The organism is Paenibacillus harenae DSM 16969, from assembly GCF_000422465.1.
In the GTDB taxonomy this organism is placed as follows: Bacteria; Bacillota; Bacilli; order Paenibacillales; family Paenibacillaceae; genus Pristimantibacillus; species Pristimantibacillus harenae.
Map to the genome: position 1 here is coordinate 169136 of NZ_KE383844.1, position 22360 is coordinate 191495.

Below are 22360 nucleotides of genomic sequence, written 5' to 3' on the forward strand. Positions count from 1 at the left end.
CTCATCCATCCAACGCTCACCGCAACGTTCCTCTACGTTTGGTTTCAAGAACCGCTGTGAATCTCCGCTTTTTCATAATATACGATACAGAAAAGAAGCGAGACAACAAAGGTAATGGCAAGTATGGCCGCTCCAGAAGCTGCATAAGGGTTGGGTCCGCTTTGTGCCAAACCTTGAGCTAAATCCCGAACCGGCCAATACGGCATCAGCCATGGAAACAGGACCCCATCCATGCCATGTCCCATTTCTCCGATAAGGGTAACGATTGTGGCAAGCACCCCCAACACCGTCGAAGGGATTACGCTCTTGCCAACCATGCTTAGCGCTGCTGCCACAGGTATTGTGCCAAACGAAAGGAGACAAGCAAGTAAGTTCATTCGGATTCCCGACCAAACGACTGCAAAATCGATTTGTTGATTGAAAGACATGATAAGGCCTGCCGCAGTAACTGAAACGCAGGAGAGGGCTGAGGTGATAGCGATCAGCAAAAACACAGCGGCCAGTTTGGCAAAGAGAATCCGTACGCGCGGAATAGGGTATGAAAACAGTTGGTTAATCGTACGTTCCTGATATTCGCGCGAGATGATGTAGCCTGTCATCAAGGCGAACATAAACGGCGCCAGAATAGTAAGCGTCATTCCTTGTCGATAGAACATATCCTGCAGGTCAATCCCTGCAGGAGTTCCATCGGGCGCAATTTTCGGCATGAACGCAAACAGAGTAACGAGGTTCGCCGGTAGTATGCCGAGAAGAACCAGCCAATGCATCTTTGTATGCTTCAGCTTCATAATTTCTGCCAAGAAAACACTAGCCAAACCCTTCACCCCCTGTCAGCTTCAGAAAATAATCCTCAAGGCTGTCTCCCGATAACGCCATTTCTTTCACGCCGACCCCGTTGCTTGCAAGCAGCGAACTGACCTGATCCGGCTGCTCAAGATGCTCGTAAAGGCGCAGGACGCCTGGACCGGCTGCGACATAGTCCGTCGTCCCCAGCATATGCTCCAAAATATAGGCGGCCTTCTTCTCGTCCGTCACCTTCAAATTGAGATAGTGCCGGGTCTTCTTCTGCAAGGTTTCGCAGTCGATTTCCTCAAGTAATTGCCCTTTATGGATGATGCCGATTTTATTGGCCAACTGTTCGACTTCACTTAACAAATGACTGGATATTAAAACCGTAATGCCGCGCTTCCTGGCAAGTTTCAGGAAGAGCTGCCGCATTTCTTTTATTCCCCCGGGGTCCAATCCGTTTGTAGGCTCGTCTAATAGGAGAAGCTCGGGGTGATGAAGCAGGGCGCGGGCAATGCCAAGCCGCTGCTTCATGCCAAGCGAATAGTTTTTTACGGCTTGGTTTTTGGCATCAAGCAGTCCGACAGTCGCTAAAGCATCGTCTATGCTTTCTTTGTTGCCCATGCCCATAAGACGACGATGGATTTCCAGATTATCCGCCGCGTTCAGATTGAGATAGAACCCTGGATATTCGATAATGGCGCCGATGCGCTCCATCGTTTTCCTTTTGTCCCCATGCCGTGCATGGCCGAATAATTCGATTTCTCCTGCCGACGGACGGATCAGCCCCATAATCATCCGCAAAGTTGTCGTTTTCCCTGCGCCGTTTTGCCCCAAGAAACCGTAAATATCGCCGGTTCCGATCGTCATATTCACGTCGTGCACAACCGTTTTTGCGCCATAACGTTTTGTCAGTTGGCGGGTCCGCAATATAATGCTCACCAGCAACCCTCCTTTCAGATACTGTACCGGCTTTACATCCACTTCGCTTTTTGCAGCTTCGGATATGAACGAAGCACGGATTCCAGCGAGTCCCGGGTTTCGTTGTTCAAATGCCGGTTGAAAAATGCCAACGTCACGGACTTGGCGATAGCCAGACATTCTTTGGACGAGGTGTCCCCATGGATACCGATGAAGCGGTTGAAACCGGGACCCATGAAAAGTCCGATATCGGCGAATTTCATATGGGCGCTGCCTTCGATCACCCATAAGCTGTCGGATGCTTTCAGGATATTGGCAAGACCGGCAGCCGCTTGTTTCTGCTTCCTGTAAATGTCCGTATAAGCTTCTTGGCCTCCATAAGCCGACGCAACCGCTTCCCGTTGTTCAGCCGGTATCTCTTCCAATTTGAGCATGAAAGGCTCGCTTTGAATAATCGACTGGATCCCATACTCATCATTGGCCAGCATGAGCAATGGAGCGATCGGCTTCTCGCCGTCAGCAGCGGCATAGACCGCGCCGTCCAAATTGATTGCGGCCTTGACCCGGCTTTCGTTGATAGCCAGATTGTACGCCGCCGCACCGCCAAGGGAATGACCGACGGCACCGATTCGGTCCAGATCTAACTTGCCTTCGAAGATCGAATCCGTCTTCCCTGCGTTCATTTCGGCGAGCTTGTCGATCACAAAGCTAACGTCATCCGCCATAATTTGGGTTATGCTCGCTAGCGGGTCGCCCTCAAAGTTTACAGTCGCCTCCCGATCCGTGACGATTCTGCCGGGAAGCTCGGTTGCCGACGAGACGTAGGTATGGTTGACGGCCACAACAATATATCCGTGACTTGCCAAGTCCTCGCTTTGAGCGGCGTGCACTTCCATGTTAGTGCCGCCACCGTGGGAAAATAGAATGACGGGATAGTTCGCTTGTTTCCCGGACAGCGACACCCCTTCCCGCGAATGCGTCTTGACCAGCTGCAAGTGGCTGAACATGAAATCCGGCAGTTGATTGCCTTTCGAGAATGTCTTTATAAGTTCGGATGAATTGTGGAAATAAGCGGCAGTGGGCTTGGTCTGATCCTGGGTGGCAGGATAGTAGATTTTCACCGCCAATTCCCTCTTGTCTGTCGATCCGTCCAGAAAAGGCTCATTGCGCTTTTCATCCGTCAGGTAGACATATTGAACGCCCACATCATAATCGCCCGTTGGTGCCGGGAGTTGAAACACGGGAAGAGCATATGCCGCAAGAGCCGTTACCGCGAGGAATAGGCAGGACAAGCCGATAGCGGTTCCCTTCAGGATTTTGGTGATTTTCGTTTCCGTGAATCGGATCGTTGCCTTTACTGCCGCGTAAATGACAAACAGAAAAACAAAAATGTAGGCGAAACCCATTTGATAACGGAATCCTTCGATTACGCCGTGCAGACCCAGTATGACCCCATTTACGCCTGCGATTCCTAACCAAACAGCTCTGGATAACCTTTTACTTGTGCCCGCAAACAGCGCGAGCAAATTCACGACTAGCAATGCGACTTCAAATTCTCTCACTTGACCTCCTCCTTCTAAAGCCAAGTATACCGTCGCACTTTAACATCCCATTTTCATATTTCTAACAAAGTTCTTAACTTTTCAAGCAGCCCGTTTCTGCAGACGCTCAACCTTTGATCAGGCTGAATGAAAAAACGGTTTCCTCGCCCGGCTTGCTGGACAAGGTAATCCGGCCTCCTTGTTTTTCGACCAAATTCTTCACAATCGTAAGTCCCAATCCCGTGCCTCGAAGAGATGCGTTTCTTGAAACCTCCCCCGTATAGAAGCGCTCGAACACTCGGGGCACATCTTGTGGCGGAATTCCAATGCCGCGATCCCATATATCCACCCACACCTCATCCGTCTCCTCCCGAACGGCAACGCCGATCTCTTTGCCATCCTGGCCGTAACGCAAAGCGTTCGATATCAGGTTTTCTAATACACGCCGCAAAGAAACGCTATCGCTCATGACATACAGAGGAGAATCCGGAATATGGACTGTAGGCGTAAGCGCGATTTTCTGAAACGCCGGGTAAAACCCGAGCATCACTTCCTGCACGATGTCCGTTAAGTTGACTCTTCGAAGCTCGGCTATCGTATCATCGGCTTCCGATTTTGCCAGCTCGAAAAATTCCTGAAGCCGTTCAAGCAAAGCGTTTCCTTTGCCTGAGGCTATTCGGATAAAGTCGTTTCTTTCTTCGGCAGTCAGTGTCGCATCATTCCGCAAGGCTTCCAGATATCCCAGCAAGGAGGTTAGCGGCGTGCGCAGATCATGCGAAATGTTGGCGATCATTCGCTTGCGCTCTTCCTCCAGAAATTGGGTTCGTTCTACCTTTTTTTGAAAATGATCCATGAGCCGGTTTAATTCTCCGCCCAATCTCTCGACAGGCTTTTGCGACATACGCGTGCGATACCGCAAGTTAAGATTGCCTGCTCGGATTTCTTCCGTCGTCTCCGTTATCCTTTTTATTTCATGAAGCAGCTGACGGCGTTGGGATAGGAGAAAGATGCAAAGTAGAATGAGCAAGATCACGAGAATCTGTATTAACATATGTTCCCGCTCTCTCCAAGCTTATAACCAAATCCCCACACCGTTTGGATATATACAGGATTTGACGGATCCTTCTCGATCTTGGCCCGCAGCCTGTTGATGTGAACCATAACGGTATTATCGTCGGATATGCTTTCTTCCCGCCACACGAATTCGAATATTTGCGACTTCGAGAAAACGCGGGTGGGATGGGTTAAGAATAGCTTCAATATCGCAAATTCCTTTGCCGTCAAAGACTTTCTCCTGCCGTCGGCAATGACCTCGAATGTGTTCGTATGAAGCTCCAAATCTCCATGCTTGATCACCTCGGCTTCAAAACCGGCGGTTTCCGAATTAAAATCCATGTAGCGGCGAAGCTGCGCTTTAACCCTTGCAAGAAGCTCCCCGATGGTAAACGGCTTGGTCATATAATCGTCGGCGCCAAGTTCTAATCCCCGTATTTTGTCCATTTCTCTATCTTTAGCCGATAAAATGATAACGGGGATCGTTCCCTTTGCTCGAATTTTGCGTAAAACCTCCTGGCCGTCTACTTGCGGGAGCATTAAATCTAATATGGCAAGCTGGTATTCATGATTGGCGATATACGTGAGCGCTTCCTTGCCGTCATAAGCCGAGTGGATTGCGAAGCCTTCTTTTTCCAAGTATTTGGTAACGAGTTGATTGATTTCAATATCGTCTTCAACGACGAGAATCTTCTTCATGCAGGATGCTCCCTTCTTTCAGAAAAATCAGAACCGTACAGCTTAATATTAAATAGGAAAACCTCAAGTCCGCAATAACTTGAGGTCATTCTTCCTATTCTCGTTCCCATCCGGAATTCCTGATGCAGTCTGAATGGCTTGAATGCCCAAGTCATTTCTTGTGGCGAAACAATCGTTTAACACCTTACATGTTTGCGTTTGAAACCAAGCTCCCCTTTGTCCACTGCCTTTTGAATACGTTCGGAAGCGAGCAGGAAGCTGCTTTTCTTCTTGTCCTTTTTGACTTCTACCGGGCCTACTGCCTTTGCGGTCTCGACCGCCTTATCATGGAGCGGCAAATAGGATACTCCTACTGTGTAAATAAAATTATTCATCGCGTATTTCGCTCGTTCGGGAGCATCGTGAATCGTATTTTTCACCATTTCAAGCATATGGGCTATTTTTTCTTCGGAAAATTCTCCGTCCGGACGATTTCCCAAAAGCCAGCAGTAACAGCTCCAGCCCGCTGACATTCTCAGCTCTTCGCCGCTTGCGATCCATTTATCGGCTACTTCCTGTGCGATATCCGCTTCTGCCAAGGTTACGGCAACCACGAAATCGGACAGCATATAGAAATAAGCCGCATCGATCCAACGATCAAAATCCGCTTCCGTCATCGCTTTTGGATCTGCAATGATGCCGGCAAAGTACATGGCGTCGTAGTTCCCTGTAGCGTAAAGCTGCTCAGCCAAAGGCTGATTTATTTTTGTTTTTCTGAAAATGGGCTTCATTTGGCCTGTAGCCACGCCAAAAAGCGGTTCATGCGCGCCATTGGATACGTACATTTTCTTAAGCCGCTCCTTGCCGAGAGCTTCAAGCTCCTGCATAACCATTTCAAAATTCATGGTTTAACGCTCCTTCTTTTAGGAAATTTTGCCCTTAAGGTTATGTGCCGACTCCACCGGAAGCGTACTCTCCGGTCAATTGAACCGGTACGTCCAGAACCGTTCCGTGCCGTACCGCTCTTGAAGTTCCTTGTCCGTCAACGCCTTGCTGCCCAACAGCTCCGCAGCTTGAAACTGGGAACGGTGCGCGCTGATGGCAGCCAATTTCTGTTTCAGGAAGCCTCTGACATCGTTAATAACATCCGGACGTCCGATGGCCTGTTCATGATTCCTCGCGAAGGCTATGCAGAGCACGCGGGGCCGTTTGTTCGCCGGCAGTTTCGCTACGGCCCGCACAACGGCAGCCCCGCAGGCGTCATGGTCGGGGTGGACCGCATAACCCGGATAGAAGGTGAGGACCAGCGATGGCTTCACCTCTTCCAGCAAAGCCGAGATGCTGCCGTCCAGCAGCTCCGGCTCTTCGAATTCGATTGTTTTATCATGGAAGCCAAGCATTCTCAGATCCTGAATGCCGATCGCGCGGCAAGCTTCTTCCAGCTCCCGCTTGCGGATTTGCGGCAGTCCGACCCGGTTGGTAAACGGAGGAATCCCCATATTACGGCCCATTTCGCCAAGCGTCAGACAGGCATAGGTGACCGTCGTTCCAGCCTGGATATGTTTCGCCAGCGTTCCCGACAAGCCGAAGGCCTCGTCGTCGGGATGCGGCAGCACAACAAGTATGTGACGTTCCATTGCGTTCTTCATCTCCTCTTCTATCAGAAAGGCTCCCGGCTCAGCTGCAGAGCGACGACCAGCTTGCCCCGGCTGTCATGCCCTGCCATGATCAATCGCTCCGTGTCACTTTCCTCATAATGCGTCAGTCCCTCGGAATAAACCCAGCCCTGCGGCATTTTCAGACCGACCCGGTACGGTCCGTCGCCCTCGGAAATCGATCCGTGCGTATAACGAATGACAGCATTGCTGACGAATGTGGCTGCCGGATGCTTCGAGCTGTCCAGATGGGCAGCGTACGCGCCTGTCGTCAATTCAAGATGAAGGTACAAATCCTGGTCTTTCATCCGGTCGATCCGCTGCTGAATCGCCTTCGTATTGATTGGCTGCATGTGATGTCTCCCTTCCCAACGCTGCAGCGTTGCTTGTATGCGATTATAGCCGAAAATGGCAAAACTTCCAATAATGCCGCGAATTCCTTCGTCTGACAAAAAGCCCCCAAGTCTGCTTCGACTTGGGGACGCTGCCCCGAAGGGCTTGCTGTTAATCTGCTTTGGTGGTTGTAATCATCAATTTGACGATTCCGTTTCCATTAGGATTGAATCAGCTGTTTTCGATTTGTTGTAAGAGGCGGTTGTTCAAGCCATTTCCGTTCCACCACAATATTATATGTATCTTTGGCATACGACATCACCTCAGCAATGATTTTGGTATAGTGAACTGTGAGATCGGCTCGCATAGATAGAGACAGGGCATGTGAAATCAAGAGAATGTCTACCGAATTCAATATATTGATCATCGACATGATAAGCTTATCTGAAAACGGGGATACAGTAGAAGCGGTTACTTCCATGCTTACCGTTACCGTTCCGAGCAAATCCTCCTGCATAAGCAAATTATTAAACAGCTCAATTTGTTGTTCACTAATTTTTTTACCTCTGATGACTACATCTTTTAATTTTTTATCTTCCATTACTTGTGCAAATCCTAGCATGATAATAATTGAAAAGTAATTTCGCTCAATATTGAAGAATATTTCGGATAACTCAATCGCATTGAGAGGCCGCTTCATACCAAATATCCCGTCCAGGAATGAGACTTTCTCAACGTACTCAATTTTATTAGGGTAGTTCATTTTCGGCGGGCGGTCATAAATGCCTTTCTCCAACATCATTCGCACCGCTTTACCGAACATCTCGGTAGACGTATGTATGCATTCATTGAAAAAATCCAACACATCGAGCCGGACGTTATTAGAGGCAGTAAAAGCGAAGTTAATCATTCCCAGCCGATTCATCATGTAGATGAAACTTAGTGCAAACGTATCGTGAAAAAGCGGAGGAGCAGCTAAATTCACATCGCCTTCCGAAAACCCTGCGGGTATCGGGAAATTTTCTGCAAGAAAGAACTTTTTAATTTTATCTATTCGTTCTTGCGATATTTTCAATGCCTCTTTAGCCACCGGAACTATCTGCCCATCTTGAAGATGATGCAGTATGTAGGTAAGGAAACATACCGTCATGCTTTCTTGCATATAAACGCCCCAAAGTCCCCCGATTTCAGTACAGCTTAACTCGATATTCGTTGATTTTACTTGAGGTTTCTGAGATGACATGTACTCCCTCCACTAAACAATGTTTTTATCTAGAAGTAGTATCCTAAATTGTTTCGCAATTTATTCCATACGGCTTTGTTTACTTTCTCAAATTGCTATCTGCTGATTGTGTCGCTACCTCGTAACTTAAGCTTAATAAGGACTTTAGTCAGATTTTGTTAGCATGTTCAACCGTGATGACTACATTCCCCTTTTTGTGGCCTTTATCCACATAACGATGAGCCTCTGGAATTTGTTCCAGCGGATAGCGCCTATCTATGACCGATTTAAGCTTCCCCGTCTCAATGAGCTCTTTGAGAAAGATTAAATCTTCCGTACGTTCCTTTGCCATCCCATGTCCTTCAACTGAGACGTATGTCCCGTTCGGCGTTAGTGCTTTCTTGCAAATAGATTTGGAGGTTTTCCCAACTGCATCGAAGATGATATCATACTGCTCTCCTCTTCTCATGAAATCCTCTTTTGTGTAATCTATTACCTTATCGGCTCCCAGAGATCTTACCAATTCTAAATTCGTAGTACTGCATACCCCGGTAACTTCTGCCCCAAAGTACTTGGCAAGCTGTACCGCAGATGTCCCTACCGCTCCAGACGCTCCATAGATAAGAACTTTCTGACCGTTCTGAATATTTCCCTTTTTTAGAAAATGCATTGCTGTAGTTCCCCCAAAAGGAACGGCAGCTGCTTCCTCATAGGTCACATTCGCCGGTTTAAGTGCCACTACTCCGTCTTCAGGCATACATGTGTACTCGGCATGAGCACCAAAACGCATCCCCGTTAATCCATAAACCCGGTCACCTTTCTTAAATCGTTTCACATCTTTCCCTATTGCTTCAATTTCTCCGGCTAACTCTACCCCCAGTATAGACTGTCTTGGTTTTCTGAGGCCTAAAAAGATTCGCATTGGGATCCAGAACAGGATAGGACTGTTGAAACTTCGACATCTGCAGTCCCCTGATGTTACCGTTGTCGCATGTATCTGAACCAAAACTTCATTGTCCTTGGGAGCAGGTTTTGCTACCTCTTTTAATTCAAGAATATCGGGAGGTCCATACTTCTGACATACGATTGCTTTCAAATGCGTATCCTCCTTTAATGGATTGGTAATTATACTGTGCAGCTATTGCGTCCGTTTTGCCATTCCGCCTTTAAACAATAGCCACAAGCAAAGTTTCGGATTTACGGTTTGTCATTTTATTATCCCTGATTATTTTTATACCTCTGATATTCCAGCTAATACCTTAGTTGCTTCACTCGCCGGATGTAACGCGATTGACCGAGAGCAGCGGCATTCCTAAAACACGCACTTTTTTTGAGCAATCCATGCAGCGCAGCCTGATCGGCCACCAGTCCGGTTAGTAACGTGTCGCCGTTATCTTCCAGCGTGATGGTCAGACCCCCGAACCAGTCTGTCCATTGAGGCCCGAGATGGCCTTTGATCCTGATTTGATACACCGTGGGTTCATTTGGATCCGTTTTTGGGTGTGCTTTTTTTTGACATTATCCTGTACCTGTGGTGGCCAGCCATAACAGTCTATGCCACTTGCTCAATTTACAAGAAGCATAGCTGCAATACGGTATTTACGTATAGATACTTAAGTATTGTTTTAGGTTTTTTGGGGGTATTGCTGGGGGGTTACTAAGAAGGTAGACTACAACAGACCCAATTCACGGGCCCGTGCTACGGCTTCGGTGCGCCTCCGGACTTGTAGTTTGCCAAAAATATTCTGATTATGCCCTTTAACCGAACTCAAGGCCAGGAAAAGCCGCTCGCTAATCTCACGATTCGAGAGTCCTTGGGCAATGAGTTGCAGTACGTTTAACTCGCGTTCACTCAATGGCTCGATAAGGGTCTTGGCAGGTGCGGCAGGGTGCTGGCCAGATTCGAATACAGCCAGGAGCTTACCTATATAGCCCGGCATAATCCCATGAGCAGCTGCTTCGGTCAATAGTCCCGCCATCGGAATACCTTCATCGACAAATATACGGATGAAGCCGCCCGGCTCAGCCAACAACAGCGCGTCACCCAGCAGTTGAACAGCCATGTCCATATCGCCATGCTCATGTAAAGCAACCGCCTGTAGAACCATAACCTTGAGCCGTTCATTCTTCCAGCCCTTAGCCTCCGCTTGCCGGCGCATCGGCTCCAGCGCCGCCAATGCTGCGGCTGCCTCTCCTTGGGCCAGGTGTACCCGGGCCAGGCTGCTCAGGAGCTCATGCGTCTGAGCCAGATGAGCGGCGGCCGCCGGATTGCCCTGGCGAAGCAACACAAGCACTTGCGCGGCAGCAACCTCACGCATCTGATGCATGAAGTTATGCTGGCGCACGAGCTGATCGGCCTTAGCCAGAATAGCGTCCGCGGCGGCCACATCTCCCTGGGCAAGCTTCAGACGAGCGAGAAACACCTCACAGGAAATGAATCTGTCGGTGTTCTCTATCTGGCGCGCCATTTGGACGCTCTGTTGCCCGTGCCGTAAAGCGGCATCCATGTCGTTCCATTCGCAGCTTATACGAGCCAGGCCAAGATGCGCTTCACAGGCAACCGGCAGCGGCGGATCGCCTGCCAGCTGCAGGACGCGCCGGTATGTATCGGCCGCCAGATCGAGCTCGTTGTCTGCTTCCTGTAAGTTGCCCAGACCGATAGTAGCCATTATGGTGATGATGAAATGCCCAATCGTCTGGCTGATATATATAGCTTCGGTATAGGCCTGTCTTGCTGCGGCACGGTCACCTTGAAGATGATAGGCATACCCCTGCGTCCAGATCATGGCAGTGCGGACAGGCAGGTTGCCTTGGTCCAGATACTCCAGGGCGCGGTGCGACTGGGTAATGATGGTTTCTACCTGATGCTGACTAACCGCTACTGAGGCCCGTATGGCGGCAATATGTCCTATAAGGTCTCGTGTCTTGTCGTTCAACCCGGCGCCTTGAAGGGCTGCTTCGGCAGCCCGCAGTTTCTGTTCGACGCCGGTCGGTCGACTGGCAAACAGTAACGCCGAGGCATACGTCACCCACAACGAGGGTCTAGCATCCAGCACCGCCGCCTGCAGCGACTCCAGCCAGTTCAGTACAGGGCCCGCCGCGCCACGAAAGTGCAGAGGCATCCCCTCTCCTTCAACCAACCGCGCGGCGCGCTCAACATCATTGGCAGCAGCAGCATGGTGAAAAGCTTCAATCTCCAGGCCATTGTCTTCGTACCATATGCTGGCACGTTTGTGTAATTCGGCCGCTCCTCTCCCCTCATCCCCTGTAGACGAAGCGGCGCTCTGGTGCAGTCGCTGCCGCAGCAAATCAGCAAAGAGATGGTGATAGCGGTACCAACGCCGATCGTTGTCAAGGGGGACAATAAACAGGTTGGCGCGTTCGAGATAGTTAAGGGTTTCTTGCCCGGAAGCGGAAGAGTCGAGTAGAACGGCATCACAAAGGGGCCCGCACATGCGGTCGAGGATAGATGTGCACAGCAAAAATGCCTGTACGCTTTCGGATTGTTGTTGCAGGACTTCTTCAACCAGATAGTCCAGCACGTAACGGTGACTGCCGTTGAAAGATTTGATAAAGCTGGCGGCGTCTTTATGTCCCTGCAATGAAATCGCGGCTAATTGCAGGCCGGCAATCCAGCCTTCGGTGCGGGTTTCAAGTAGGGCGATGTTTGCCGATGAGAGGTTTAGGCCCATCACCTGGCCCAGAAATCCGGCGGCTTCGGAGGGGGTAAACCGCAAGTCTGTGCTGCGCAGTTCGGTCAATTGGCCCCGTACGCGTAACCGGGCCAAGGGCAGAGGCGGATCCTCGCGGGTGGCGATGACCAGGTGCATCTGTGGCGGTAGGTGCTTGAGCAGAAAGGTGAGGGCATCTTCAATCGGTTTGGCCTCAATAACGTGGTAATCGTCAAGGACGAGAACGAAATTGTCCGGGATGGCAGTGATTTCATTGAGCAAGGCCGTCAGAATCGTTTCGGCTGGCGGTGGCTGAGGAGATTGGAGCACAGCAAACACACCTTCTCCAATTTTCGCCGCAATCGTCTGCAAAGCAGCAACGAGGTAAATCAGAAAACGTATCGGGTCGTTATCCCCTTCCTCCAGCGACAGCCAGGCGGCCTGTTGTTCGCAACCGGCGAGCCATTCGCTGACCAGCGTGGTTTTACCAAAGCCGGCTGAGGCGGAGATGAGGGTCAGTTTGCGGTGCAGACCCTCGTTCAGCCGCTCGATCAGGCGAGGCCGGATAACAACGTTCGACCGGGGCAGGGGCATATATAATTTAGTGGATATAATTGGAATAGTCATAGACTCATTATACAAACCGCGGTTCTCCGCAGTCAACAGATGATAAAGCGACTGTTCAGGACGAAAGTAAACTCATATCATACACGAAGTGCGCATGAAAATGCCTCCCTCTTGGTGTGGGAGGCGTTAATTACTTTTGCTTCGATTTATGATTCAGGTCTTTAGTAGATAACGACGCCCAGGTGTTTTCAAGCCACTGATCAAAGTCAGCGCCCTTCTCACCTTCGTAGGTATCATACACATCTATTCGAGTCCTTTGCAGCTTCTCTTTGAACTCTTCTACCGTATGACCTTCCGGCAAGCTCTTCTTGATCCGCAATAAAATTTTTGTTACTCCTTTAATCAGGTCCCCCTTTTTCCTTGATGGTGATGGAGTATCTGCACCGATTTTTTTGAGTTTTCTGTAAGCAGCCTCTTGAACCTTATAGACCGCATCCTCAGCCGCTACCCGCTGCAGTATGTCAATGGTTTGCTGATTCTCCCATTGACCTAACTCTTCAACGGCCTTTAAGCGTTCCCGCCAATTCGCCGTACGATTTGCCGCTTTTTTTAACTCCTCATAATTGGGAGGCAGCTCGCCTTTTATATGCTCATTACCCAGTCGATCCAATCCCCTTCTATTTTCAACTTTTGCACTTTCGCTAATTGCAATACGATGTGCTTCGATATCTGCTTACCCTCGGCGGGCATTTGTTATAACCTAGTATAAAGTAAACATTAATGAAATGACATCCATACCGTATTCCCTACAACCTCAAAACCTTGCTTAAACCAAAAGTTCCGTGATTTATCTAATGTATATACATACATTTTTTTATTCGGGTATTTCACTTTAAGCCAGTTAATAAAGAAAGCGGCATAGCCCTTGCCTTCATATTCCTTCAAAACATCCAACGCTTCTATAAATACAAAATCTGTTTTGTTTTTAATTTCAATATAGAAGTCCTTTTCAAGGTACTTTTCATCATGGCTAAAATAATCTGATTCCGCCTTATGAATTAACTGTTTCCCGTTATTGTATTCCCAAATCACTCCGTACCCGACCATATTATTATCATTTTCAATGATATAGATCTCTTCCGGTAATTCCGATTTTTCCTTTTTGCTCATTTCCCCTGCATGATAACCTGATTTTAATTCACTTAATAGGGTCTGCATTTCTTGATCAAATGGTTTTGTAATTACTGTAGGCATTTTCAGTCTCCTTTTGCTCTTTAAGAAGCAAGGTGTTATTTCGTTCCCTGCTTCTTCTTTTATAATTTGCTCTCTGCTTTTTCAATATTCTTATTCAACTCTAAACTTAACGATTTCTTAATTCACAAATCCTAAAGTGTCATAGCATGCCCATGCCTTGCCAAATACTCTTCCTTTTCTTTATAATCCGGCATTATGCTTCCTACACGTCTCCAAAATGACCGATCATGATTCATATGGGTAAGATGGCATAGTTCATGGATGATTACATAATCAATAACTTCAACCGGTGCCATGGCTAAACGATAATTAAAGGTGACTCTTTTATCCGAGCTGCAGCTTCCCCACTTGGTTTTAGATTCTACTACCTCAATCGTTTTGGGTTTAACTTTCAGCTCAGTTTGATATATTTTGATTCGTTCCCCCACAATCTTCTTGCAGCTTGAGAAATAAAACTTTTTAAGACTATTTTTCAGTTCTTCTTCATTCAGCTCTTTTGTCTCGATTAACTCATGGAGAAAATAATATCTCCCAAGATGAAGGAACTTTCCTTTATCTTGATACTCCCTTGTCTTAGGAATTTCTCGTGCTTCCGTAATCGTATGTAATTTGTCCAAAATCCTTTCCCCATGATGTTTTACGGCGCTTATAACCATTTCATTACTTGTACCATTAGGAGCTTTTACGGTTATGAGACCTGTAGAATCGATATGAATCGAAATCCTTTTTCTAATGCCATATTGAACATTAAATTCAATCGTATTATTTTTAAATTCTATTTTCATCATCATCGTTCCTATATGTTTATTTCTAAAGCTCCTCTACTCCTCATTCCCTTACTCGTATTTATCATGATTTAATTTGATTTTAACGAGAATGACCTGATAGAGCCCCAGCCTTTCCCATTGTCCTTTCAGTTTGCCCTCAGAATAGGTTTGGCGGTAAGAGTGGTGTAAATAGCAATGAATCACATCTGCAATATGCATCAATAAATGCTGATCGTCTTCATTATATTCAATTTAGCGATAACAGGGTCTATAGGAATAGCACACGAGTATGCGATCTATAATCCCTTCATCTAGACGCAAGCATATCATTCTTGGATAATAATCAAAAGATTTTCTTAGTCGTTTCCAGATGAACTGTACCCTCCACACACAAGTGACCATAGTTAAGGTACAGAGTTTAATTAGCTTTTCCAACAAACTTCCTTCTTAAGAAAATAAGAAAGCACCCGTCAGTTCAAACAGGCGCTTTCTTAAAATAATATGGATCCGGATTTTTGGCTCACCAGCAACACACAGCACTCTACATGAACCGTATGCGTGAACATTAAAGGCTTCCGCAACAATTCTCGGGCTTATAAACTTGGTCTTAACAACCCTTGAAGGAGGATGCCGTCGGGTGGTCTCCCCTTTCATCCGGAATCCTATCGACTTATGTGTTAGAAGCAACTCCTAATCGATATGGTTTCTTAGTTTCGCGGTCTGCGATACTTACCATCACCGATTCAGGTTTCACCCGTGCGACCAGACCCATTGCTTCTATACGACCGACCATTTCAGAGAGATACGCTGCAGTCTTGTTCTTGATTCCTGATCCACCGTCGATGTCCACTATGAAACGGATGTCAGCACCTTGATCGATATAAGGAACAATGATGTCTTCGAGGCGAGCTCGTTCCGTGTAACCAAACTGACCTGCGATCTCTTGGCTATAGCTGGTTTCCAGAGACAATTTTTCTTGAACAGAAAATATCTCCCTTGGGAGGATGATTTGGCGTCCGCACAACCACGCGCCGCGTCCCACCCTGTAAACGACAATGCAGCTTACGAATTTCGTGTGGCCGGAGTGTGTTTGGGCGTCGGTAGTAATCACCAGATCGTATACGGCTCTTGGATCTTGAGCGATGAACCGTTCGATTCGATTCATCACATCACGAAATGCAAGGTTCTGTTCAGACATATTGCGGAATGTCGTTTCGTGAATCAATGGGTATTGCCGTCTTTTTGTTTTCATGGGGTTCACCTGTAATGCAAGGTTGGCTTCTTCCTTTCATGTTGAATTTGCACGCCTTGATGGTATCGAACCATCGTATGGCCGGTTATGAGCCGGCAGCTCCGCCTTCAAGCTAAAGGCGCGCATAAGGCTGAACTGGGGAGATTTAAACTCCAAGGAGCATGGACCCCTGTATGGTTTGTGGAGCCGGGAGGATTTGAACCTCTGGCCTTCTGCTTGCAAAGCAGTTGCTCTACCATCTGAGCTATGACTCCATGGCAGGGATAACAGGACTCGAACCTGCATTACACGCATTAACAGTGCGCTGCCTTACCAAATCGGCTATATCCCTAAATTGGTGCTGTCGAATGGACTTGAACCACCGACCTCCCGGTTATCAGCCGAGTGCTCTAACAAAACTGAGCTACGACAGCAAATATGACAGTTCCAAGGGGAATTGAACCCCTGACCTCTGCACTGACAATGCAGCGTTCTAACCAGCTGAACTATGGAACCATATTGGAGACGTAGACGGGATTCGAACCCGCGAATGCCTGTTCGAAAGACAGGTGTGTTATGCCGCTTCACCACTACGCCAAGAAAGAATGAAACTGATTATAAGGAATCGTAACGTAAGTCAGTTGCTCTACCGATTAAGTTACGCCAGCATGGTCACGGTAAATCCTTGCTTGGAACGGGTTAGGCTCCCACAGATTTTTTACAGCTTGTGTTTCGTTCCCCCATCCACCAACCCGACTGATGAGAGACTCACACTTTGCGAACCGATCGTTATGTATTTAGTGCGGCCAGCGGGACTTGAACCCACAGGTAAGCTTTCGCTGCACGAAGCTTCTGAAGCCCGTATGTCTGCCATTCCATCACAGCCGCATGGCTGCCCCTCCAGGGCTCGAACCTGGGATCGCGGCTTCAAAGACCGCTGCCTTACCGACTTGGCTAAGAGGCAATTTGGGGAGACCGACCGGAATCGAACCGGCGCAGTATCAGGGCCACAACCTGACGTGATTTCCACTTCACCACGATCTCCATGGTGGTTGGGGCCGGAATCGAACCGACGACGCATGGCTTTTCAGGCCATCGCTCTACCAACTGAGCTACCCAACCTTGGATCGGAATACGGGAATCGAACCCGTGCCGTATGCTTGGAAGGCATTCGTTCTGCCATTGAACTAATTCCGCAATTTATTAGTGACGCATGCCGGATTCGAACCGGGCGAATGCAGGATTGAAAGCCCTGTGGCTTAAACCGCTTGCCTAATGCGCTATGATTATTGGAGGACTGAACAGGATTTGAACCTGCGAATAGCGGTTTTGCAGACCGCCGCGTTAGCCAGGCTTCGCCATCAGTCCGGATGGAGGAAAGAAAGAGACTCGAGCCCGTAGGGAGACAACACCTCTCGATTTCAAGACGAGCGCGTTAAATCGGACTCCGCGACCTCCTCTAACTCGAACATATGTTCCGTTTCAGGGTGCAAAAAAGCTACTCTCACCCTCGGGCCCTATCAGCAGTCAGCCTAAATCTCAAAGGATTTAGAGAATGCCGAATTGGACCGCTTGCTTGGGTGCAAGTAGCCTAACGTACATTTCTATGGATCAACGGATTAGATTCGGAACGGTCCGTGATTCATGATCACACTAGCGCCGTTCCTCCTCCCTTTGCAGGAATGAAACGGACTAGACGTGGTACGTATAAGCTACCGGGTTTCGGTTGAGGAATAAGCGATAAGAGGCTAATAAAAAACTCGCTTACGCTATTCTCGCGACATTGATTATCCAACTTAAACGGATGCTGAAATGGATGTTCATTCCCGAACTGCTCGGCCGCATGACCGCAATAGGATTTAAATAACTTCTTCATGCTGATCCCTTCCTTTCCAAAGTAGTGTTAGTCATTGTCCAGGCGCTTTTACACTTTAACGCTGTGTCGCTGCACTCTTTAACTGAGTCCGATCTTATCATGCCAGTTTTATCCTTGTCAACACATTTTTTTCAAATTATTTTCGGAACGTTCACAAAAATAGAAAAGACCACTGCTTCAGCAGTAGTCTTGGTTATATCCCGAAAGGGGTTTGGCAACTCCAGTAAACGCTATATGCGCATAAAACCGGAGTCGTCTATAACAAGAGTATGCTGGGAATGAGTATTTTGGGGATCAGCAAATAAATGGCGTCCTTCAAATAGACCCCACTGTTGATTCTGCTCACAACCAAATGGATAAATAGCCGTTTTCATTCCCAGTCACGCTCCTTTCTTTGATCCGTAATTTTCCTAATAGTAATCGAGTAAGGCAAAAGAAGTCAATAGCTTTTTTTATTTGCTTAACTCCAATGTGAGGCAGACGTACCGCGCAGCGTGCACTTAGTACGTCTTAAAAGGCACGGTTACCCTTGCGCGGATGGAACTCTTACATGTCATCTGACGTGCTTAGGTACGGCATGATTCTTCTTGCTGCGCTAATAAGCAGAAAAGTTGAATATATCTAAATTTTACCTAGCGTTTAAATCATCTGAGAGATTATAGTTGAGAAATATAGGGAAATCTCGGGAGGAAGTAAAAATGGTACAAGAACGGGATATTAACGGCATTATTAAAGACCTTCTTGAAATAGGTGTGATTGATTCCACTACCACGGTTACTAATAAGATGAATGGAACCACGGATGGACTCGTGTATACTCTTACAGTCAATGAAGAACCGAAATATGTATTGAAACTGGATAGCCCTGAAAATATATCCTTGGTAGAACAATTGCATCTGACTTATAGAGACAGCCCTCTATTACCTAAACTTCACTACACCGAACCTGCTAAGACATTCATTGTGTATTCCTACATTACAGGTACAACTCATTATAATCGTGGTTCAAAAATAAGTTGGCTGACACTTTTGGTTAATGAACTTTTGAATCATTATGAAATTTATGAACAAACGGAAAAATGGGGAAGGTTGGCAGCACAGCGTGATTCTTGGCGTGAGTTTAATGAGCGAAGCGTGGAAGGTGCTCGAAATAATTTGGGGGATCTGTTACCTATTGAGGATTACTATAAAGTAAAATCTCTAATTGAGAGCACTTCAAAGGTTAATGAGAAATACTTATTGCATGGTGATACTGGCGTCCATAATTTTGTGTTTCATGAGTCTGCACTAACTGGTGTTATCGACCCATCACCAATGGTTGGACCTGTTATTTATGATTTTACTTATGCATTTTGTTCCTCTCCTGACGACCTGAACCTAGAAACGTTATTTGCTGCTTTCGATTTACTCAATCATGAGGAAATGGATAGATCAAGGCTTATTGAGGAAGTCATTCTTCAACTTTATTGCAGAATTGGAATCTGCGTAAAAGTCCATCCACATGATTTAGACGGTTACTTAAAGGCATGGGGTTACTGGAAAGTTCTTATCCCTTAATAAAACGAGTAAGGAAAAAGGTACAGCCTCCATTTTTGAGGGCTGTACCTTTTTAGATCATAGGGGCTTTTTCAGTGATCTCGGTTAATCCAGAGTCTTTCCCGATTTACTAATTGATAAATTCAACGAATTCGAGCAAACGCTTCAGCATGACTGTCGCTTCCGCTCTAGACGCAAAGCTTGCAGGCTCGAACGTATTCGCAGGCGTCCCTTTAATAATACCCGCCGCAACGTTGATTGCAACAGCGTCTGCCGCCCAATCTTTGATCTTGCTGCCATCTTCAAAATTCGCATTACCATCAAGCGCCGCTGCATCCATTTCTTTACCGGCTGTTGCCATCGCTCTGCTGATCATTACCGCCATTTGCTCGCGGGTAATTTTCGCATCCGGACGGAACGTACCGTCCTCGAAGCCCTCCATCAAGCCCGCCTTCACCGCTGCCCCGAGCGGTCCGAAGAACCATTCGCTGCCGTTTACGTCCTTAATGTTGGCAGCTGCCGCAATGTTCTCCTTAAGTCCTAGCGCACGAACCAGAAGTGCTGCAAATTCAGCGCGAGTGATGTCGCTGTTCGGAGCAAATTGCGTTTCGGTTTGTCCTTTCACGACAAGCTTGGAAGCAAGAAGCTCTACATCTTCCTTCGACCAATGACCGTTAAGGTCTGCGAACGTTTTATCGGACTTTACAACCGTATAGATACTGTTCGAGTTACGTTTAATTTTTACAACCGTTTTGCCGTCTACTACTTCGAATGTTGCAGGAACGAACGTCATTTCGCCGGCTTCAGGATCGAAAGCTACTGCTGTCGCTCTACCCGACTCAACCTCGACATGAATCGTGATCGTTCTTGTTACATACGTCGTACCGAAGTCGTTCACTTCCGTCGATTTGCCGTTTGCTTCCGCTGTGATCGTGAAGCTTACCGCTTCGCCGAGCAGCGATACGCCGGCTTGCGACGCCGATTTGTTGATTTGCTGCGCATCGTTGCCTGTTACAGGTTCGATCGTCACTCTGATGGTAACGCTGCCTGCTGTAGTACCGAGTGCTGCAGCAACCGAATCAACGTTCATGATGCTTAACGGAAGCTCATAGGTGTTGTCTCCGGCTTTAATTTCGATTACCGCATCTTTCGCATCTTGCAATGCTGAAGCCGGAAGTCCTACTATCGTTGTGCCTTCAACCTTCGACAAGTCGATTATAGCTTTCTTCGAGTCTTGACCCGCTGCCATTTCAAGCGCCTTGCTGAGCGAATCTTTGCTGATTTCAAGTGTTGTTACTGTTTTGCCGTCTGCTGTCGTTACTTTCTTGAGATCTTTCTTATCAACTACCAATTCAATGCCTTCCTTGGTACTTACCGGTGTAACGTCTGCAGGCGCATCCGGGTTTTTCGGTGTTTCCGGCGTTGGCGTTGTTGGTGGTGTCGGCGTTACCGCAGCAGGCGCCGCTACTTCTTTAATACGACCTTCTTCAACATAGTTAAGCGGTGCTGTAAAGCTGTTTACGAAGTTTACTGTTGCTTCAAGATCTTCCGGACCTGTTACCGCGTTTTTGCCAAGATCACCGATTGGTTTGTTCTTTGCGGCTGTCGACGTATGCATAAAGTTGTTTACAACGACTGTATACGTTTTGGTCTTATCCATTGCCGAACCGTTCGGCAAGATAATGTCTAGCACTTTTCGATTGTTGCTGCTGTCTCTGTACCAAGTGTACTTAAAGCCGGAAACGTGGAAGTCTGGACCAAACGATGTTCCGGAACCAAGCTGCGCATTGAGAATCGCCTCAAGATCCGCACCCGTCACTTCAAGTTTTACAAGAACGTTTCCGAACGGCTGAATGCTGAACAACTCACCCCAAGTGATGTCACCGACGTTAAGGTTCTCACGAACGCCACCGCCGTTCATCAATGCGAAATCGGCACTCATTTCATGCTTCATGCCGTCAGCGATCATGTTGCCAAGAGCTTTATCGCCATTCGCGCCGATTCCCATGCCAGGGTAGTTTTTGCTCATTTCTACTTCAGCTTTGCCGATTACTCGATTCAATAAAGGCGCCGCTTGCCTATTGTAATTGTCGATGATTGCTTTTACCGCCGGGTCTGCAGTTGTCTGAACGTTAGCAACGATTTCTGCGGTCTTCGCTACGATATCGCCTGTTGTGCGATCAATTTCAAGCTCCACATCCGCGAACGCCTTGCCGTACTCCCATGCTTGAACAACCAGCTTGCCGTCGACTAAGCCACTTACTCTTCTATGGTTATGGCCTGCAAAAACAACGTCGACCTCATCGTCCAATTCGTTTGCAAGTGCCGCTGCATCACCTGTAACAACAGATGCGCCGGTTGTTGCTTGATCTGCAGGAATGTGAGCAAGAACGATGATGGACTTAACGCCTTGCGCCTTAAGCTCTGCTACCGCTTCATTAGCAGCATCGGCCGCATCCGTAAACTCGATATCTTGAATGCCCGCCGGTATTACGATTTGCGGTGTTTCTTCCGTAATGACACCGACAAAACCAACTTTAACGCCTTCTACCTCATTAATAATGTAAGGAGGCAATACGTGAGCTCCCGTGTCTTTATAAACAACGTTTGCTACTGTTAGCGGAAAGTTTTGACCGTCATAATCCACAGTTCCTTTTGGATGTGTTCCTCCATGAAGAAGACGGAGCATTTCTTGCGTACCTTCGTCAAACTCATGATTACCTGCCGTACCGACATCAAATCCTATTTCTTCCATAATTTCAACTGCCGGTTCGTCTTGGAACAATGCGGAGATCGGCGGGCTTCCTCCCACCATGTCGCCGGCATGGATGATCCATGTGTTCGGGTTCGAGGCTTCGCGTTGCTTCAGCCAGTGAGCCATGTAGTCCATTCCGCCGACATATGTAGACGACGAAACGGTGCCATCCCCATTCAAATCTTCATTCAATGAAACTTCGGAATACTTGTCGTTAATTTTGCCGTGCAAGTCGTTAACGCTTAGCAATTGAAGCTTGATGGTATCAGCCGGCACCGCACCCGCTTGAGAAGCAGGCAAGATAGCGCTAAGCGTTATTAGCAACACAAGTGTAAAGCTTACCCACTTTGTGTTGTTTGCAAGAAGTTTCATAGACATAGTTGCAAGATTCCTCCTCTTACTCTTGTAGTTTGACACTCTACTGATTCTACTAACGATATGTAAAATGGATAGTCGGTTATTATGAAGATTTTATTAATATAAAATACAAGTGCGGCCACTATTGTAAAGGTCAA

Annotated in this window: 17 protein-coding genes and 12 tRNA genes; 1 reads left to right on the forward strand and 28 read right to left on the reverse strand. The window is 47.5% G+C overall.

The window, feature by feature from the left end:
* Window positions 1-44: 44 nt before the first annotated feature.
* From H581_RS0124760 to H581_RS0124895, 27 genes are all read right to left on the reverse strand, one after another.
* The gene (locus H581_RS0124760) at window positions 45-815 is read right to left on the reverse strand and encodes an ABC transporter permease (RefSeq protein ID WP_028612350.1); all 771 of its coding nucleotides are present in this window, start codon (window positions 813-815) and stop codon (window positions 45-47) included.
* Window positions 808-1728 carry an ATP-binding cassette domain-containing protein gene (locus tag H581_RS0124765; protein WP_028612351.1) on the reverse strand — a complete coding sequence of 307 codons (921 nt, stop codon included), beginning with the start codon at window positions 1726-1728 and terminating at the stop codon, window positions 808-810. The genes H581_RS0124760 and H581_RS0124765 overlap by 8 nt, the downstream gene beginning before the upstream one ends.
* 32 nt (window positions 1729-1760) lie before the next feature.
* On the reverse strand, window positions 1761-3269 hold the full coding sequence (locus tag H581_RS0124770) for an alpha/beta hydrolase family protein (RefSeq protein ID WP_028612352.1): 1509 nt from the start codon (window positions 3267-3269) through the stop codon (window positions 1761-1763).
* A gap of 106 nt (window positions 3270-3375) precedes the next feature.
* Complete coding sequence (locus H581_RS0124775) at window positions 3376-4299, reverse strand: sensor histidine kinase (RefSeq protein ID WP_028612353.1); 924 nt, start codon at window positions 4297-4299, stop codon at window positions 3376-3378.
* Window positions 4293-5000: a response regulator transcription factor gene (locus H581_RS0124780; RefSeq protein ID WP_028612354.1), complete on the reverse strand. Its 708-nt coding sequence runs from the start codon at window positions 4998-5000 to the stop codon at window positions 4293-4295. The genes H581_RS0124775 and H581_RS0124780 overlap by 7 nt, the downstream gene beginning before the upstream one ends.
* Before the next feature lie 176 nt (window positions 5001-5176).
* Complete coding sequence (locus H581_RS0124785; RefSeq protein WP_028612355.1) at window positions 5177-5884, reverse strand: DNA alkylation repair protein; 708 nt, start codon at window positions 5882-5884, stop codon at window positions 5177-5179.
* A 75-nt stretch (window positions 5885-5959) separates the two neighbouring features.
* Window positions 5960-6616, reverse strand: coding sequence for a bacillithiol biosynthesis deacetylase BshB2 (gene bshB2 / locus H581_RS0124790; protein WP_028612356.1), 657 nt, complete (start codon window positions 6614-6616; stop codon window positions 5960-5962).
* A gap of 23 nt (window positions 6617-6639) precedes the next feature.
* Window positions 6640-6987, reverse strand: a complete 348-nt coding sequence (locus H581_RS0124795; protein WP_028612357.1) for a YojF family protein — start codon at window positions 6985-6987, stop codon at window positions 6640-6642.
* Window positions 6988-7187: 200 nt separating this feature from the next.
* The gene (locus tag H581_RS0124800; RefSeq protein WP_036720042.1) at window positions 7188-8210 is read right to left on the reverse strand and encodes a DUF3231 family protein; all 1023 of its coding nucleotides are present in this window, start codon (window positions 8208-8210) and stop codon (window positions 7188-7190) included.
* 148 nt (window positions 8211-8358) lie between these two features.
* The gene (locus tag H581_RS0124805) at window positions 8359-9285 is read right to left on the reverse strand and encodes an NAD(P)-dependent alcohol dehydrogenase (RefSeq protein ID WP_028612359.1); all 927 of its coding nucleotides are present in this window, start codon (window positions 9283-9285) and stop codon (window positions 8359-8361) included.
* A gap of 574 nt (window positions 9286-9859) precedes the next feature.
* The gene (locus tag H581_RS0124810; RefSeq protein ID WP_028612360.1) at window positions 9860-12487 is read right to left on the reverse strand and encodes a winged helix-turn-helix domain-containing protein; all 2628 of its coding nucleotides are present in this window, start codon (window positions 12485-12487) and stop codon (window positions 9860-9862) included.
* Window positions 12488-12617: 130 nt separating this feature from the next.
* The gene (locus H581_RS0124815) at window positions 12618-13088 is read right to left on the reverse strand and encodes a HEAT repeat domain-containing protein (protein WP_028612361.1); all 471 of its coding nucleotides are present in this window, start codon (window positions 13086-13088) and stop codon (window positions 12618-12620) included.
* A 116-nt stretch (window positions 13089-13204) separates the two neighbouring features.
* A complete protein-coding gene (locus H581_RS0124820) occupies window positions 13205-13681 on the reverse strand; it encodes a GNAT family N-acetyltransferase (RefSeq protein ID WP_028612362.1) in 477 nt (158 codons plus the stop codon).
* Window positions 13682-13812: 131 nt separating this feature from the next.
* Entirely contained in the window at window positions 13813-14466 is a 654-nt protein-coding gene (locus H581_RS0124825) for a M48 family metallopeptidase (RefSeq protein ID WP_028612363.1), read from the reverse strand.
* A gap of 652 nt (window positions 14467-15118) precedes the next feature.
* Window positions 15119-15700 carry a ribonuclease H-like YkuK family protein gene (locus H581_RS0124830; protein ID WP_028612364.1) on the reverse strand — a complete coding sequence of 194 codons (582 nt, stop codon included), beginning with the start codon at window positions 15698-15700 and terminating at the stop codon, window positions 15119-15121.
* A 50-nt stretch (window positions 15701-15750) separates the two neighbouring features.
* Window positions 15751-15822, reverse strand: a tRNA-Met gene (locus H581_RS0124835).
* 59 nt (window positions 15823-15881) lie between these two features.
* Window positions 15882-15954 (reverse strand) — tRNA-Ala (locus H581_RS0124840).
* Window position 15955: 1 nt separating this feature from the next.
* A tRNA-Asn gene (locus H581_RS0124845) sits at window positions 15956-16031 on the reverse strand.
* A gap of 4 nt (window positions 16032-16035) precedes the next feature.
* Window positions 16036-16113 (reverse strand) — tRNA-Ile (locus tag H581_RS0124850).
* Window positions 16114-16121: 8 nt separating this feature from the next.
* Window positions 16122-16195, reverse strand: a tRNA-Asp gene (locus H581_RS0124855).
* Between the two features lie 4 nt (window positions 16196-16199).
* A tRNA-Glu gene (locus H581_RS0124860) sits at window positions 16200-16276 on the reverse strand.
* Between the two features lie 204 nt (window positions 16277-16480).
* A tRNA-Leu gene (locus H581_RS0124865) sits at window positions 16481-16567 on the reverse strand.
* Window position 16568: 1 nt separating this feature from the next.
* Window positions 16569-16643: transfer RNA gene (locus H581_RS0124870), tRNA-Gln, on the reverse strand.
* Between the two features lie 3 nt (window positions 16644-16646).
* Window positions 16647-16723: transfer RNA gene (locus H581_RS0124875), tRNA-His, on the reverse strand.
* Window positions 16724-16725: 2 nt separating this feature from the next.
* A tRNA-Phe gene (locus H581_RS0124880) sits at window positions 16726-16801 on the reverse strand.
* An 85-nt stretch (window positions 16802-16886) separates the two neighbouring features.
* A tRNA-Glu gene (locus H581_RS0124890) sits at window positions 16887-16960 on the reverse strand.
* Between the two features lie 9 nt (window positions 16961-16969).
* Window positions 16970-17047, reverse strand: a tRNA-Cys gene (locus H581_RS0124895).
* Window positions 17048-18253: 1206 nt separating this feature from the next.
* Between H581_RS0124895 and H581_RS0124905 the strand changes: the two genes are divergently transcribed.
* Complete coding sequence (locus H581_RS0124905; RefSeq protein WP_028612366.1) at window positions 18254-19111, forward strand: phosphotransferase; 858 nt, start codon at window positions 18254-18256, stop codon at window positions 19109-19111.
* Window positions 19112-19220: 109 nt separating this feature from the next.
* On the opposite strand, the gene H581_RS36685 is transcribed toward H581_RS0124905, so the two are convergent.
* Entirely contained in the window at window positions 19221-22223 is a 3003-nt protein-coding gene (locus H581_RS36685) for an S-layer homology domain-containing protein (protein ID WP_051251351.1), read from the reverse strand.
* Window positions 22224-22360: the final 137 nt, after the last annotated feature.

Bases quoted from the DNA above. Each gene is read 5' to 3' on its own strand.
- H581_RS0124780 (WP_028612354.1), bottom strand. From the start codon at position 5,000: ATGAAGAAGATTCTCGTCGTTGAAGACGATATTGAAATCAATCAACTC.
- H581_RS0124810 (WP_028612360.1), bottom strand. From the start codon at position 12,487: ATGACTATTCCAATTATATCCACTAAATTATATATGCCCCTGCCCCGG.
- H581_RS0124830 (WP_028612364.1), bottom strand. From the start codon at position 15,700: ATGAAAACAAAAAGACGGCAATACCCATTGATTCACGAAACGACATTC.
- H581_RS36685 (WP_051251351.1), bottom strand. From the start codon at position 22,223: ATGTCTATGAAACTTCTTGCAAACAACACAAAGTGGGTAAGCTTTACA.
- H581_RS0124775 (WP_028612353.1), bottom strand. From the start codon at position 4,299: ATGTTAATACAGATTCTCGTGATCTTGCTCATTCTACTTTGCATCTTT.
- bshB2 (WP_028612356.1), bottom strand. From the start codon at position 6,616: ATGGAACGTCACATACTTGTTGTGCTGCCGCATCCCGACGACGAGGCC.
- H581_RS0124785 (WP_028612355.1), bottom strand. From the start codon at position 5,884: ATGAATTTTGAAATGGTTATGCAGGAGCTTGAAGCTCTCGGCAAGGAG.
- H581_RS0124795 (WP_028612357.1), bottom strand. From the start codon at position 6,987: ATGCAGCCAATCAATACGAAGGCGATTCAGCAGCGGATCGACCGGATG.
- H581_RS0124820 (WP_028612362.1), bottom strand. From the start codon at position 13,681: ATGCCTACAGTAATTACAAAACCATTTGATCAAGAAATGCAGACCCTA.
- H581_RS0124905 (WP_028612366.1), top strand. From the start codon at position 18,254: ATGGTACAAGAACGGGATATTAACGGCATTATTAAAGACCTTCTTGAA.
- H581_RS0124800 (WP_036720042.1), bottom strand. From the start codon at position 8,210: ATGTCATCTCAGAAACCTCAAGTAAAATCAACGAATATCGAGTTAAGC.
- H581_RS0124825 (WP_028612363.1), bottom strand. From the start codon at position 14,466: ATGAAAATAGAATTTAAAAATAATACGATTGAATTTAATGTTCAATAT.